Origin of the sequence: Lentilactobacillus parabuchneri DSM 5707 = NBRC 107865 (assembly GCF_001435315.1) — a bacterium.
GTDB classification, from domain to species: domain Bacteria; phylum Bacillota; class Bacilli; order Lactobacillales; family Lactobacillaceae; genus Lentilactobacillus; species Lentilactobacillus parabuchneri.
Window position 1 is genome coordinate 118,265 of record NZ_AZGK01000004.1, and the last position, 14,648, is coordinate 132,912.

Annotated in this window: 11 protein-coding genes; 3 read left to right on the forward strand and 8 right to left on the reverse strand. The window is 43.3% G+C overall.

The genetic code is table 11. The features are described from left to right. Positions 1 to 105: 105 nt before the first annotated feature. On the forward strand, positions 106 to 1,113 hold the full coding sequence (locus tag FC51_RS05780) for an aldo/keto reductase (RefSeq protein WP_057910385.1): 1,008 nt from the start codon (positions 106 to 108) through the stop codon (positions 1,111 to 1,113). Positions 1,114 to 1,166: 53 nt separating this feature from the next. Here the strand turns inward: FC51_RS05780 and FC51_RS05785 are convergent, their stop codons facing one another. From FC51_RS05785 to FC51_RS05815, 7 genes are all read right to left on the reverse strand, one after another. Beyond that, the gene (locus FC51_RS05785) at positions 1,167 to 2,489 is read right to left on the reverse strand and encodes an MFS transporter (protein ID WP_057910386.1); all 1,323 of its coding nucleotides are present in this window, start codon (positions 2,487 to 2,489) and stop codon (positions 1,167 to 1,169) included. 632 nt (positions 2,490 to 3,121) lie between these two features. Further along, positions 3,122 to 3,802, reverse strand: coding sequence for a hypothetical protein (locus tag FC51_RS05790; RefSeq protein WP_057910175.1), 681 nt, complete (start codon positions 3,800 to 3,802; stop codon positions 3,122 to 3,124). A gap of 296 nt (positions 3,803 to 4,098) precedes the next feature. After that, entirely contained in the window at positions 4,099 to 4,740 is a 642-nt protein-coding gene (locus FC51_RS05795) for an SDR family oxidoreductase (RefSeq protein ID WP_057910174.1), read from the reverse strand. Positions 4,741 to 4,833: 93 nt separating this feature from the next. Further along, positions 4,834 to 5,658 carry an aldo/keto reductase gene (locus tag FC51_RS05800; protein ID WP_057910173.1) on the reverse strand — a complete coding sequence of 275 codons (825 nt, stop codon included), beginning with the start codon at positions 5,656 to 5,658 and terminating at the stop codon, positions 4,834 to 4,836. Positions 5,659 to 5,820: 162 nt separating this feature from the next. Further along, positions 5,821 to 7,128, reverse strand: a complete 1,308-nt coding sequence (locus FC51_RS05805) for a hypothetical protein (RefSeq protein ID WP_057910172.1) — start codon at positions 7,126 to 7,128, stop codon at positions 5,821 to 5,823. 172 nt (positions 7,129 to 7,300) lie between these two features. Next, a complete protein-coding gene (locus FC51_RS12500) occupies positions 7,301 to 9,277 on the reverse strand; it encodes a DUF5776 domain-containing protein (RefSeq protein WP_057910171.1) in 1,977 nt (658 codons plus the stop codon). Between the two features lie 195 nt (positions 9,278 to 9,472). Continuing rightward, positions 9,473 to 10,681 carry an MFS transporter gene (locus FC51_RS05815; protein WP_057910170.1) on the reverse strand — a complete coding sequence of 403 codons (1,209 nt, stop codon included), beginning with the start codon at positions 10,679 to 10,681 and terminating at the stop codon, positions 9,473 to 9,475. A gap of 182 nt (positions 10,682 to 10,863) precedes the next feature. On the opposite strand from FC51_RS05815, the gene FC51_RS05820 reads away from it, so the two are divergent. Beyond that, positions 10,864 to 11,310, forward strand: a complete 447-nt coding sequence (locus FC51_RS05820) for an Lrp/AsnC family transcriptional regulator (protein ID WP_057910169.1) — start codon at positions 10,864 to 10,866, stop codon at positions 11,308 to 11,310. Between the two features lie 208 nt (positions 11,311 to 11,518). Next, entirely contained in the window at positions 11,519 to 12,919 is a 1,401-nt protein-coding gene (locus FC51_RS05825; RefSeq protein ID WP_057910168.1) for an amino acid permease, read from the forward strand. Positions 12,920 to 13,081: 162 nt separating this feature from the next. Here FC51_RS05825 and xylB read toward each other — a convergent pair whose 3' ends face one another. Beyond that, positions 13,082 to 14,590: a xylulokinase gene (gene xylB, locus FC51_RS05830; protein ID WP_057910167.1), complete on the reverse strand. Its 1,509-nt coding sequence runs from the start codon at positions 14,588 to 14,590 to the stop codon at positions 13,082 to 13,084. Between the last annotated feature and the right edge of the window lie 58 nt (positions 14,591 to 14,648).

The following is a 14,648-nucleotide window of genomic DNA, read 5'->3' on the forward strand; positions in this document are numbered from 1 at the left end:
TTTTTAATCGACATCATTCACAGCTTGACTTGAAGTCCACTTCAAGGTGTAGGATTTCTAGTGTAGAAACATATGTATGAACTGCTATGAAGGGGAGTGTGTGTTATGCAATACGTTCGATTAGGAAATACGGATATCAACGTTTCAAAGATTTGTGTCGGCGCCATGAGTTTCGGTCAGCCGGGGACCATGCATGATTGGTCGTTGAACTACGACGACAGCAAGCGCGTCATTGACCACGCATTGGATCAGGGAATTAATTTTTTTGATACCGCAAATGTCTATTCCAAGGGAACCAGTGAAGAATATCTTGGCATGGCCTTGAAAGAAAATGGGATTCCTCGTGATCAAGTTGTGATTTCTTCAAAAGTGTATTTTAATCCTGGCCGACTTTCTAGTCAGGCAATTCATCGAGAAATTGAAGGTTCCCTCAAGCGGCTTCAAACAGATTATCTCGATTTATACATCATCCATCGGTTTGACTACGAAACGCCCATTGAAGAAACCATGTCAGCATTAAATGATCTTGTCCAATCCGGAAAGGTCCGAGCAATTGGCGCTTCAGCAATGTATGGCTACCAATTCATGAACATGCAGCAAGTTGCCAAGGATAACGGTTGGGCGATGTTTCAAGCGATGGAAAACCACTATAACCTGCTGTATCGGGAAGATGAACGGGAATTAATTCCAATCTGTCAGCAGCTAAACGTTTCTTTGATGCCGTACAGTCCCCTTGCAGCTGGCCACCTCAGTCATAAGAACTGGCAGTCTGGTACGCTGCGTAGTAAAACCGATCGCGTTGCCATGGGTAAATATGATCGTGCAGAAAAAAACGATCTGCAGATAATTAATCGGGTCAGCGACTTAGCCGATAAGTATCACGTCTCCATGAGTCAAATTGCGCTGGCTTGGCAATGGTCAAAAGGCGTCGCTTCTCCAATTATTGGCTCAACCAAGGTTCGTCACTTGGATGACGCCGTCGCTGCTTTATCAGTCAAGTTAACCTCCGAGGATATCCATTATCTTGAGGAATTGTACGCGCCCCACGAAATTGTGGGTGCGATCGATCAAAACCCAGCACAAGGAACGATTCTGATCGATCAAAAGAAATAAGCCAGACTAAAATAGCTTTAGGTAAAGTCGATTATCTTCAACTTTATCCAAAGCTATTTTTCGACGGCATCTAATATTCGCTGCTCATCGTACAAATTTAAAACCACGTACATCGCTGCATAGATCACTAGTGGAATCCAGACATAATTCCAATTAATCATCACTAAAGTTGCGGCATTTTGGGAATGATTTGCGACGTATCCTGACAAATGAAAGAGACCGGCGGTGATCAATCCACCCATTCCAAGGCCAAAATTAACGCCAAAGTCATCCGTGGAAGCCAAGATTCCTTCTGCTTGAATTCCCATACTGGCACCGTAACGAATGGTATCGGCAATCATAATTGAAACCAAGCCGATGATAATACCATTCCCAATTGAATTGATAAAGACACCGCCAAATAAGACCCACAACCATTTGGCATAAACGCCAACCGCAATAATGGCTTGTCCGGCGAGTGCAATTAAGATCCCGTGAAGCATGGTTTTCTTTTTGCTTTGATGATCCGTTAGACGAATAATCATCAAAACCCCAATTAGGGCAGCTAAGGTAAACCCGTTTGCCCAGGGAACCAGGCCTTCATTGCCAAGGGTATATTTGAAGTAATAAATGGTCGTCTGGTTTTTAATCGCAGTTACCAGCCAATACATAAAAATCACAATCGACATTACAATCCACGGCTGATTATGCCGCAGCATCGTTAACACGACTTTGACCGGCTGGTGGGCAATGTGTGGATTTGAAAAGCGCTCTCGAACGTGAATAAAGGTGTTAAGAATCAGGACTAGTGAGATCGCACCAAAAACGATGATCGTCCCCAAAAAGCCTTTCTGCTGGTTACCATGACCGAACAACCAGACCAGCGGCAAAGTAAAGACGGCAACGACGATTTGAACGGAACTACCAAAGAATTGGCGGATGACTCCGAGTAAAGTCAATTCGCGGGTATTTTGAGACATCGTTGGTAAAATCGACGTGATCGGTAAATTAACGGCGGTATACAGAAAACCTAATCCAAGGTAGGTTACGTATGCCCAAATGAGTTTGCCACCATAGGAGAAATTGGGCGTCACAAAGGTTAAAATTGCAAACGCCACATACGGAACGGAATACCACAAGAAAAAGGGACGGCTCTTTCCAAATCTTGAATGGGTATGATCAATCATGATGCCAATGATAAAGCTTTCGACCACGTCGGCAACCCGCGCCACCACAAATAAAATTGCCACCGCACTTGGCGTCAATCCATAAACGTCCGTATAAAAGAACAACAAATACGTTGTCATCATTTGAAAAATTAAGTTGTCGGCCGCATCACTTAAGCCATAACTAATCCGTTCCGGCCACCGGGTTGACCATTCGGCGCTCGCTCTCACTATTCCCACCACCAGTCAAATTAAAACTTCTAAACTAATTGTACGCAACTTTTCGGACCGCAACAATCAAAAACACGCCAAAACAGACAAAAAGAAAGTCCTGCTCGCATACAGGACTTTCTTAGGGAAATTTATATTTCATATTGAGGGGTATTTCATTTTAAAACATATTGAGGGGTAATTCTTGTTCATTTCATATTGAGGGGTATTTCATGAAGTTAAGAATTTTGTTAATCTTGTTGGGTATTTCTTAGTAATTATTTGAGGGTGAATATATTTTATTGTGAAACGCTAGTGATTCTGAATTTTCTCCATGGCATCAGTCCTTTCAATGTTGTGGTGAGTTTCAGCGCACAGTCTTTAATTAACTCGGAACTTTGGTTTTAGTAGCAGCTCCAAACAACAAACCTCGGATGTCGATTGGAACTGTGCGTCTGGTACTTAAACTTGGATTTTGTTTTAGGCATTTGCAGCGAATCCTTCCTTTCGAATGTCAATTTGTTTTGAAGCTGGTCATTTTTTTAGGGGTTTGGTTCGGTAATTCAATGTTGCCTCCTCTCTTATTTGATTGTCTATAGATTACAGCAGCCAACTTAAACGAAGCTTAAATCAACTTTTAAATGTCAATTTTTTTAGTCAACGGACAAACCGCCGGTGTAATGGGTTGATTGGCTAGTGTAAACTCTCAGCGTATACGTGCCTTTTGGTGCCTTAAATGAACCACTGATCGAGCCTGAAGAAGCATTGATGGTTTTGTAAAGACTGCCATCCTTATAAATTTTGATTTGGAACGGCTTGCTGCTTGCAGACCCATCTGATTCATAGGTATTAACAGAATACTTAACATTAACATCCTGGTTTGCGTGGGAATTCTTTACAGAAGTTTTGAATCCGGCGTTTTCACTCTTATAGGAAGCCCCCGTTAATCGAGGTGCCCGCTGGTCAAAGTTCGTTGATGTTGCATTGTTGGTTTTTGTAGCAGTTTGATTATTTGAACTTTGCTTGTTGGTATTGTTATTTTGGTTATTCGTGGCTGGCGTCTTCTTACTAGTGGTTTCCGATTGGTTTGCGTTTTGATTGGACTTGGTTGCTGAATTGCCAGCCGTATTCTTTTGACTTGTCGATTGATTATCTTTATTTTGTGTTGCTGGCGTTGTCGTACTATTTTGCTTTGTTTGATTACCTGCCTTAGTAGACTGTTGAGTTTGCTGGTTGGGGGTAACTGCCGCGTTGGCAGTGACACCTGCGACTGCACTTGTTGTAAAGATTCCCATTGCTGCTCCGGTTACGTATAAGATGTTTTTTAAATTCATATTGATGATCTCCTTTAATTTTGAGTTTTTAGTTTTTGTAATTAGTTATTCGTTAGTTGGTTTTAGTTGTCTGCACTATGGCTGATGTGTCATTGGCATTGCTCCTTTCGTTATTGATTGTTACCAGATTATCGTTGCCAGCTTAAACGCAACTTAAAAACGGAAACCAACGTCAAAAAGTGGACATTCCTTACGAAAAACGCAAACCTTTTTAGGAAGTCATAATTTTTATGTACAAAAATAGGATAGGCACAGTGGCCTATCCTATTATTGATACCTTATTTAATTTTGAATGGTTAATAAAACGAAGGCTTGTCCCCATCAGTGTTTGGCTGATTGACCCCAAGCGAATGGCGAATTTCCTTACTTGGATCATTAATTAAGCTGACCACTAAGTCGGCGATACTCTTTCTTGAAACCTCAGTTCCTTTAAATGGTTCACCCTTTTGTGTCGTTTCATAACTGACAATGTCTTTGTTGGATAACCAGGCAGGACGAATGATTGTGTAATCCAGATCGGATTCCTCAATCACTTTAGCAGCGGCGCCATAGGTTTCCAAATAACCGCCATCCAACTGTTGATGATTCCATTTGCCAAAGTTGCCAGGGACTTCGTCATAGATCCCCAAAGTCGAAATCCAGATCAATCGTTGAACATTAGTCCGATCAATGGCGGAGACAACTGCTTTTGCTTGATCCTCAATATTTTTGCCACTCAGATTAGCATACACAATGTCGATGCCATCCAGCGCTTTAATTAATTCGCCCTTATCAGCTGCGTCTCCTTCAATTACCGTTTCGCGTTTTGAATCAGTCACGTTCAGGCGATCGGCATTTCGAAGAAACAACGTTAAATGATGATCCGTTTCAGCCAACAATTGTGTTTCCACAAGCTGGGCAATCTTTCCATGAGCACCTAAAATTAATACATTTGCCATAAATTACATTCCCCTTTTCAAATAGTGTCTACTTCCACTATAACAAACATTTAAAAAAACGGGTCGCCAAAGCTTGGCAATCCGTTTTTACGATTAAATATCTGTCGAAGTTAAACTGTTTAAAACTTTCATATCTGCTGAACTGACTTCAAAATCCAGCTGGGTATTATTTTTGATATGTGTTTCATGGGTGGCTTTCGGCAATGGCAGAACATCGTTTTGAAGAACAAACTTTAATGCCAACTGAGCCACGCTGACCCCGTACTTTTCAGCAATCTGCTTAATATCTTGATTTTCAAGAATGCCGCCGGTCGCAAGTGGTGAATAAGCCTCCACCAAGATGTCATTGTCTTTAGCAAACTGAGTTGTTTGAGGTTCGGTGTAGCCAACGAAGTAGCGAATTTGGTCCACCATTGGCTTAACGTCTGCGTGGTCCAAAATATTCTGTAAGTCGTGAACATTGAAATTGGAAACGCCAATCGCCTTAACGTCGCCACTAGCATAAATATCTTGCATGGCTTTCCAGACTTCAACGTTGGCTTCATCGTAATTGGTAGACCCACGTTCACCCCATGGCCATGGTGCGTGAATCAAATATAAGTCCAGATAGGACAGGTTCAAGGCCTTCATGGTAGAACGAAAATCAGCAATCGCACCGTCATAAGACTTGGTAGCAGCTGGTAATTTTGACGTCACAAAGACGCTTTCCCGATCGACATCAGAATCGAGGATGGCTTCACCAACGCTCTTTTCGTTTCGATAGGCTTTGGCAGTATCAATGTGGCGATAGCCAGCTTGAAGTGCCATGCTGACGGCATCATAGGTATCTTGGCCGCCCGGAATCTGCCAGGTTCCAAAACCAACTTTGGGAATTGCAATGCCATTATTTAATTCATAGGTATCAGTTAAAATCGACATTTAAAATGCCTCCTTTTGCTTTTTGCGAGTAGTTATATTATGAACCTTCACACGAAAAAACGCGAGAAATCGCATTTTTGTAGTCGAGTGGGTCAAATAATATCGAAGTACCAAAAAGGCGTCGAGTTAAAAACTGATACTTTTGGCCCGGCCCCTCGTTTATTATCTTTGTGGTTGCGTATAGTAAAGCTTCAAAGTATCGCCATATTTGGCAGAAGCGTTGGCAGCAACCGTAGCTGATTTATTGAAATAATAAGTCGGTGTAGACGTTGTGCCATCAGCGTTGGTAACCGCGACACCAGTGAGTGTTGCCAACTTGTTAGAGTCACTAAAGATCGTATTATCAAATACTTTGGCAGGAATCGTTCCCTGGGTATTACTTGAAAAGACCGCCATTTCAGCATCTGTCAAAATTGGATAAGTGTTCGCCTTCAACTGTGAAGGGCTAATCTGTTGACCCGTATTCGTCAGATAATAGGCCACGGGTGACGTAAAGTTCATGGTCACCGGATCAACGTAGATGAGATAATCGTTGGTCCCCACCGTCACACTGGCAGGCAAATTTGTGGGGCTTTGGGTATCGCTAATCTTATACCCAGTTGGGACGTTCTTGGTCGCCACCGTCGTTAGTTCAGTTGGGTTATTAAGAATGTCACCTAATTTGGCGCCGTTTGTCAAAGTGGCACTATCCTTTAAATCCGTTTTTTGAATAATCCAAGTGTAAGCGCCGACTGATTGTCCGGCAGCATTAACGTAGTTGATCTTCACACTGTTATCCTTGGTGGCTGGTTGTGAGTTTGGGGCGTTCAAACCACCAGAATAAACCCAACCCACAATCGCAGAATTCTTATCATCAGTGACTTTGTAATATAGGTAGTTTTCCCGAGTCTTCATTGCTGCATCTGAAATTGTAAATGTATCGCCGGCGGTATAGCTACTCATGTCGACTTGCTTAGCCTTATACTGTGACCATTTTGGATCAACCCACAGCGTATATTTATTGATATTATTAAGCGTATAACCGGTTTTTTGAACCGGCATATTGGCATTTTCCATGGTGTTGGCGGGATTCACCCCACCCGAAAAGGTGCCTGAAACATTGCCACCGTAAATCCAACCACGGTAGACGCCATTAAACGACACAATTTTGTAGTAAACAGACCCCCGGTTAGTGGTGGCAACCCGGTAAGCTCTGAAATACTGACTTGATTTTTTAGACGTCCCGTATCTTTGCAGCGTGTACTTTGATGCAATAACCCGTGCACCCCGCAACGTACCAGCTTTAGTGTACAAGGCACTGGTTCCGTTGGTCGTCACGTTACGATTTTGTGGTGCAGTCTGTAAAGCTTGGTTACTTGTTATTCGTGCGTAAGACTTCGCACTTACATTGGTGGTTAAAATACCCGTTGTAGCAGTCAATGAAATTGCCGCAAGCCCCAAAATCAGCGATTTGTTGAGATTCAAATGCATAACCTTCACTCCCCATAATCTTTCGAATCCAATCATAATTGGCGTTAATTAAATGTTACCATGTTAAATTTTAATATGGTACCTTTCCAGCTGAATTAACCCAATCGACTCGGTGTTGTAACCTTGTAGACACAAAAAGCTGGAGAGTTAACTCCAGCTTCCCGACTACAGATTACTTTTTGTAACTCATCACCACAATCCGATGTGATTCGCCCTCAATGACCAACTTTTTATTGGCAGTCACATAGTCACCGTTCTTTAGCTGATAACGCGTCGTCAGATTATGTTTGACTAACCGTTTCACGTTCAAAATGGTCCACTTCTTATACGTTTTGGTTCGCCCTGTCAGATTCTTATTCTTATACGCGTGAATTCCATTTTTGGCGATAACCGTGATTTTTTTGTTCCAACGTGCCGATTGATAATAAACATTTTCCACATAGTTTCGATTAGCCGTAATGTAACCAACTTTGCCAGCCGTTTTGGACTTATGATTAACGTCACGAACCTTGTATCTTAACGCACCCCCATTTGAACGGGAATAGCCCGTCACGACAAACATCGGCCGATCAGTTTGCTTAACCTTAGGATACTTAACAATTCGTTGTGTTTTCCTAAACGTCGCATCTTTATAGAGATAAATTGTCTTGGTCGCATAAACAGCAGCGCCCTTGACTGCAGCGTAATTGGGTAAGCCGGTTCCATTTGGATTACTAGGAGTGGTCGGATTCCAAGAAGAATTACCACTACCCCCGTTCTCATTGCCAGCATTTGAATTCGTGGAAGATCCACCATTATTGTGGCTGCCACCTGGAACCGTTACTTGAATAGTCTTGCTAATCGTCCGTTTTACGGAATCTGAATATACTGCCTCATAAGTGTAGGTCACATTATATACACCTGGTGTGCTGGTATCTAAAGTACCATCAGAATTGATATGCCCATTGTTCGAGGTTACCTTAACGTTGTCCTTCGTAACGGGAATTTCCGTCGCAGTTGAATTGTTCTGCTGCTTTGGATCATACAATGTAACGTGATCCAACGGATTCCACTTTGTATTCCGAGTAACGGTTGCGTTATCAGCAACCAGTACCTTAACTACCTGCCAGTTGATGCCACCAATGCCATTATGATTTAGAATATCGCGCATATATTTAAAATAATCAGGATCAGTGGGCGTTGATCCGCCTGGATACCCGGCTGTAAAACTCTCATATGTTAACAAACGGTTCGTCCATACCGGGGCATATCCACGACTCTGGAGCATGTCCCAAAACGGTTGACCGTTGTTGGCAGACATTTGGTCGCCCAAGACCCGGTATGTTGCATTACTAAATAAAGTTGTGCCGTCATTTGTTCCCAATCCCTTATTAACATTATCAATTTCAATGTCATTTTCAAGGTTAAACTGTGGCATTAACGGTTGAACGTCAGTTGCCTGTCTATAGTAGCCATCCTGGTCTTTATATGTCACCAAATATTGACCCTTCATAAAATCAGGATACGTTTGAACGTCTATTGGAAGGCCGACCCGAAAATAAAGTGATGTACCGTCAAATTCCCAGTTGTTTTCTCGAACCTCATAATACGCGTTCGTATACACGAGGCCTATCCCATCGTAAGCAAGCGGAACAGCTACATCAATTGACTGCTGTGGCTTTAAACTCCCGTTGATGACGATATTACTATTCCCATATGGCTTAGTGATCGTAAATTGTCCTAAGGTCCCACCAGTGATCACAGCTGCTGTCGCAGGATCTCCAACCGGAAGAAACGGTGCACTTCCACCGGACAGATCTTTTGGAAATCTCAAAAATTGAGCAACCGAGATATCAGCTCCCCCAGTTGGATTGCTATTTTTCAAATAAAGATGTTCATAAAAATACGGTTTATTAGAGAGTTTCCAAACATCATTATTGATCAGTGTCTGTCTTGAAGATCCTCCATAGTTCGAGTTATCTCCATTAGCGGAAATGTATACGGCATGCTCCAAACCGTTACTATATTTTGCTGGTGTTGTATACCTTGGCGCTGCACCATTGTATAAACTGCTATCCGCACGCGCATTATTCAAACCAAACAACCCAAACAATCCGAATACTCCCAATAATAACGCGAAGTGGCCTATTATTCTGATCTGCTTTTTCATATAAACTCCCCCAGAATATAACAAAATTAATAACATTTAATTGATACTTTTATTATACCAGTTGAGTATCTATTTGGCCTCTAAAACCTGTTCAAAAGAGAGGTTACAAACCGCGTGGACCTCAATATCTGGAGCGCAAAAAAGGCATCCCCAAACCAGGCATGCCTCAAAAATTTATCCATATATAAATATCACTTACGCAATAACCTTGTCTTTCTTATAAGCCACGATGACGACCACAATATTGATCAAAACAATCAACGTTGTCATCAAAAATACATAGCGATAATCTAAGATCCCAGCGACTCCCGACGCTAACATCGGCCCGACAACGGCCCCCATCGCCTGGAAGGACTGGTTATAACTAAAGATTCGACTCACCGATCTCGATGGCGCTTCAAGGGTCATAACCGTTTGCGTGATCGGCAGTAACGCTGCGTTGGCAATCCCAATCAAGAACCGCAGAACTCCTAGCATCACAACTGTGGTAACAAAAAACATCGGGAAGAAAACGACGGCCGAGAATATCAGGCCTGCTAACAAGATTTTCTCCGGCCCAATGTGGTCGCCGAGTCGTCCCAGATACGGGGCCGCAAAGATCGTCGCAATCCCCGGCAGCGCAGCGATGACCCCACTGGTAAAGGCGACATTTCCCTGGCTGTGCATGAGTTCTTTAACAAACAAACTGATAATTGGGTTGATCGACGTCGTTGCCGCCATCACCAACATTGATGAGATGATCATTGCCCAAACAACCCGCTTGTGTTTAATGCCTTTAAACGCGTCCTTGATTCCAGTTTTAGCGCCCTTCTTAATTGGCGTGAAGTCCTCTTTAACAAAGAACCAAGTCGACAGCGAAGCTAAAAACATCATAAACCCAAACATGTAAAATGGTAGGCGGTAACCGAAGACACCTGAAAGGTACCCACCAATAATCGGTCCAATCAGCTGGCCACCGACGTTTCCAGTGGTCAAAGTCCCCATGGTCTTGCCGCTGTCCTCCGTCGGAACCTCACTGGCAATCAGTGCGTATGCGTTATTAATGTAGCCTGAAAAAGTTCCTTGAATAAAGCGAATGATGATTAAAAACCAAACGTTTGGCGATAATCCTGTCAGCGTCGCACTGATCGTCATCCCAATGGCCGCTCTCAGCAGCATCGGTTTTCGTCCGGTCTTATCGGCCAAGTTCCCCCACATCGGCGAGACAATCGCCTGACTTAAAAAAACGCCGGAAAATGCCAGCCCAGCATAAAGCGTCAGCTGCCATTTGGGGAAGTTACCCATTTCAGATATAAATAATGGTAGAAACGGCATCGACATGCTGGCGCCGGCACCGGTGGCAAAGTTGCCAAACCAAAGCGCCCACAGGTTTTTCTTCCACTGAGGTGTTGCAGATTTTGTCATGATTTTCCAAGACCCTTACTAAATTCGAATTTTAGATACAAAATTTATTATAACGATTATTGTTGTAGGTGGCAATTATCTTTGACAAATGCCACGCTTTCTGAAAAACGAGGCGTCCAAAGAAACCCACTCAATCGTGAATGGTATAATGAATGCAAAATATTTTTAAGAGGAGAATTCGAATGGACAAATTAGACCGCAAAATTTTAAATATCATCCAAGAGGATGGAAGAGCTTCAATTAAGAGCATTGCTGAACAATGTTTTATTTCTGCTCCCTCAGCGTCCGTTCGGCTTCAAAATCTTGAGAGTCATGGCTTTATCAACGGCTACACCGCAGACGTAAATTATGAGAAATTAGGCTACCTGATCAAAGCGTTTGTCAGGATCGATGTCAGTTACGTGGAAATGCCGAAATTCGTGAAATTTATTTCAAAGATTCCCAATGTGGTTGAATGTAATTACATTACTGGGGACGCATCCGTCCAACTAAAAGTCTTTTACAAGACCATGACTGAGTTAAACGAGTTCAATGCATCCCTCAAGGACTTTGGCTACAGCCATACCAACGTTGCGTTTACGACCAATATTGGTCCCCGACCACTGAAGCTTCCCGAAGACGATGCGTAATACCAGCCTCTGAAAAAAATATTTTGTTTTCATAGGCAAACCGTCAATTCTGCCTTATTTTCATGAAAATATTATCAAATTTACAAAATCATCTAAAAACTTCCGCCCCAAACCGCTCAATTTCGACACGGTCGTGTTAGGATAATGGCAAATTAATTAGAGGCCTCTAATTCAATTCATCATTTCCAAACAGGGAGGAAGTTTATTCATGCAAAAAACAGAAGTAACCAAAAACGCTGACGGCACCCGCCGCTCCTTGAGCAACCGTAACGTTCAGATGATCGCTATCGGAGGCACGATTGGAACTGGATTATTCTTAGGATCCGGAACCACAATCAGCAAAACCGGTCCATCGATTTTATTAGTTTACTTAGTATTAGGGATCTTTTTCTTCTTAATGATGCGGGCGTTGGGTGAAATGCTTTATTCCGACCCATCACAACACACGTTTGTTGCCTTTATTACCCGCTATTTGGGACCAACAGTCGGCCACTTCACTGGTTGGACCTATTGGCTGGGCCTTTCTTTTTGTGCCATGGCTGAAATTACTGCCATCTCTACATACGTCCAGTTTTGGTTTCCAACTATTCCATCGTGGATCATCCAATTGGTGTTCTTGGGCACCTTGGCCGGCGTTAATCTGATCGCTGCCAAGTTATTTGGTGAAGCAGAGTTCTGGTTTGCGTTAATCAAAATTGTCGCCATCCTTGCTCTGATTGCAACAGGTGCGTTCATGATGTTTAGCCATTCGGTCACACCGTTGGGACATGCATCAATTCAAAACATTTCCCAAAACTTCTCAATGTTCCCACACGGTGCAATGAGCTTTATTTCTGCCTTTCCAATGGTCTTCTTTGCTTTTCAAGGCATTGAATTCGTCAGCATTACCATCGGCGAAGCCCAAACACCACACAAGATTATCAAAAAAGCCGTTAATGAAACGTTGCTTAAAATTTTGATTTTTTACTTTGGTGCTTTGATTGTCATCATGGGAATTATTCCATGGACGCATTTAAACGCTGCCAGCAGCCCGTTTGTTCAAGTATTCAAATTAGCCGGCTTCCCAGCCGCCGCTGCTATTATTAACTTCGTTGTATTGACGTCGGCTTCCTCATCGTTGAACAGCTTTATTTTCTCAGCCGGCCGTCACTTCTACCAACTGGCCACCGAAACGCCTGAAGACAGCTTCATGCACCGCCACTTTGCCAAAATTTCTAAAAATGGGGTTCCAGTTGCCGCAATTACCATGTCGGCTTTCTGCCTACTGATCACACCTTTGATGAGTTTGACCAATGCGACTGCCTCGGTCTTCACGATCGTAGCAGGTTCTTCAAACGACATGTACATTTTGGTTTACGCCTTGGCAATGATTGCCCACCGGAAATACCGCCAATCAAGCGACTTCCTACCAAATGGATTCAAGATGCCTTGGTATAACATTACCAGCCCACTGACAATTGCGTTTTTTGCGATTATCTTCGTGACCCTATTCTTCATCCCACAAGATATTATCGGAGCTGTGGGTGCCATCATTTGGACCATCGTGTTTGGTGGTGTGACTTACATGCATCAACGCAGTATGGCAGTGGCCAACCCGGAAAATGATTAACAATTTCAATTAAAAAATCTAAGATCAAATCTAGTGACAACTGTTTGAAGACAGCGATAACTAAATTCGGTCTTAGATTTTTTGTGTTTTCGGTGATTTTACCAATCCCGTTTCATGATTGGCCGATCCTCATCAAATCGGCCATTTCAGTTAGGTTTGTTCCTAACTGTTATCACGACGAAAATCGACCAACTCATGTGTGATTTGCTTTGTGCTTGGATAAATCTTTCGATAAATATCGTGTAATCTTTGGTATTTTTTGACGTTTTCAGGTTCCGGCAAAAAGACATCTTTGAATTGAACGAAGACTTTCGAGCATTGAGAAACATCCTTGTACCACCCAACGCCAACTGCAGCCAGCATCGCGGCACCCAGACCCGGTCCCTGCTCATTTTGAAGTGAAATCACTTTAACATTAAAGATATTCGCCTGAATCTGCTGCCACAATGGGCTTTTAGCGCCGCCGCCAATGGAGACCACCGTGTCAAATTGACTGCCCTTTTCTTCATAGAGATCAAGAATGTCCCTAAACGAGAAAATAATGCCTTCAAGAACCGCTCGGACAAAGTCGTAACGCCGATGAATCCCGTCGATGCCGATAAAGCTGCCACGGATATCGGCATCGGCATAGGGTGCTCGTTCACCAACAATGTACGGGGCAAATAGCAGACCATTGGCACCAACAGTTGATTTGCCAGCACTTTCAACAACCTCCGTAAAGTCCTCGTTTTCAGCGAAGGTTTTCTTAAACCAACTGAGTGAATATCCAGCAGCCAAGGTAACCCCCATTGAATAGTAAGCGTCAGGGATGGCGTGGTCCTCATACTGAATCACACCATCGTAATTGGTCTCCTTCTTGAGCTCATACTTGAGAATTACGCCGGAGGTTCCGATACTTGAAAGGACCTTGGTGGGACCGTCAATTCCGGCGCCAACAGCACCACAAGCGTTGTCTGCGCCGCCAGCAAAGGTCTTGGTGTCAGTGGACAGTCCTGAATATTCGGAATACCAGTCATCAATATGGCCGGTTTCATCGATTGAACGGACCAACGGTGGACACAGACTGGCAGGAATATCGAATGCATCAAGGATTTCTTGGCTCCAGCGCTGTTTGTCGACATCCAGCATGACCGTTCCGGTGGCATCGGAATAATCAATTGCCAACTTGCCGGTCATCCGGAAGCGTAGGTAGTCTTTTGGCAGCAGCATCGTTGTTGCTTGTTTAAAGATTTCCGGTTGGTTTTCTTTAACCCACAGTAATTTGGGCAGGGTAAATCCTTCAAGTGGCTTGTTATGAGTGATTTCAACGAACCGCTCACCCATCTTGTCCATGATCTCTTCTCGTTGCTTAGTAGAACGCGTATCGTTCCAAAGCATCGCTGGCCGCAACACTTTATGATTCTTATCCAGCAACACGAGGCCGTGCATCTGGCCTGAATAGCTGATTCCCTTAATGTCTTCAGGCTGGATGCCATCCTTTAAAATAAGGCGCACGATGGATACCGTCGTCGCACTTACCCAGTCTTCCGGATCTTGTTCAGCATAACCGGGTTTTGGCTGATCTAACGGAAAATCCATCCCTTCTTGAGCAATAATATCACCGGCTTTGGTAACCGCCGTGACTTTTACAGAACTTGTGCCAAGGTCAACGCCCAATACGCAATCAGTCATGTTGTTTCCTCCTGACATATAACCATTTGATCCATTGGGTTCGGATCAAATGGCTTGT

Excerpts from the sequence above, each read along its gene's own strand:
- FC51_RS05820 (WP_057910169.1), top strand. The coding sequence starts at position 10,864 with ATGGACAAATTAGACCGCAAAATTTTAAATATCATCCAAGAGGATGGA.
- FC51_RS05805 (WP_057910172.1), bottom strand. The coding sequence starts at position 7,128 with ATGCATTTGAATCTCAACAAATCGCTGATTTTGGGGCTTGCGGCAATT.
- FC51_RS05795 (WP_057910174.1), bottom strand. The coding sequence starts at position 4,740 with ATGGCAAATGTATTAATTTTAGGTGCTCATGGAAAGATTGCCCAGCTT.
- xylB (WP_057910167.1), bottom strand. The coding sequence starts at position 14,590 with ATGACTGATTGCGTATTGGGCGTTGACCTTGGCACAAGTTCTGTAAAA.
- FC51_RS12500 (WP_057910171.1), bottom strand. The coding sequence starts at position 9,277 with ATGAAAAAGCAGATCAGAATAATAGGCCACTTCGCGTTATTATTGGGA.
- FC51_RS05815 (WP_057910170.1), bottom strand. The coding sequence starts at position 10,681 with ATGACAAAATCTGCAACACCTCAGTGGAAGAAAAACCTGTGGGCGCTT.
- FC51_RS05780 (WP_057910385.1), top strand. The coding sequence starts at position 106 with ATGCAATACGTTCGATTAGGAAATACGGATATCAACGTTTCAAAGATT.
- FC51_RS05790 (WP_057910175.1), bottom strand. The coding sequence starts at position 3,802 with ATGAATTTAAAAAACATCTTATACGTAACCGGAGCAGCAATGGGAATC.
- FC51_RS05800 (WP_057910173.1), bottom strand. The coding sequence starts at position 5,658 with ATGTCGATTTTAACTGATACCTATGAATTAAATAATGGCATTGCAATT.
- FC51_RS05825 (WP_057910168.1), top strand. The coding sequence starts at position 11,519 with ATGCAAAAAACAGAAGTAACCAAAAACGCTGACGGCACCCGCCGCTCC.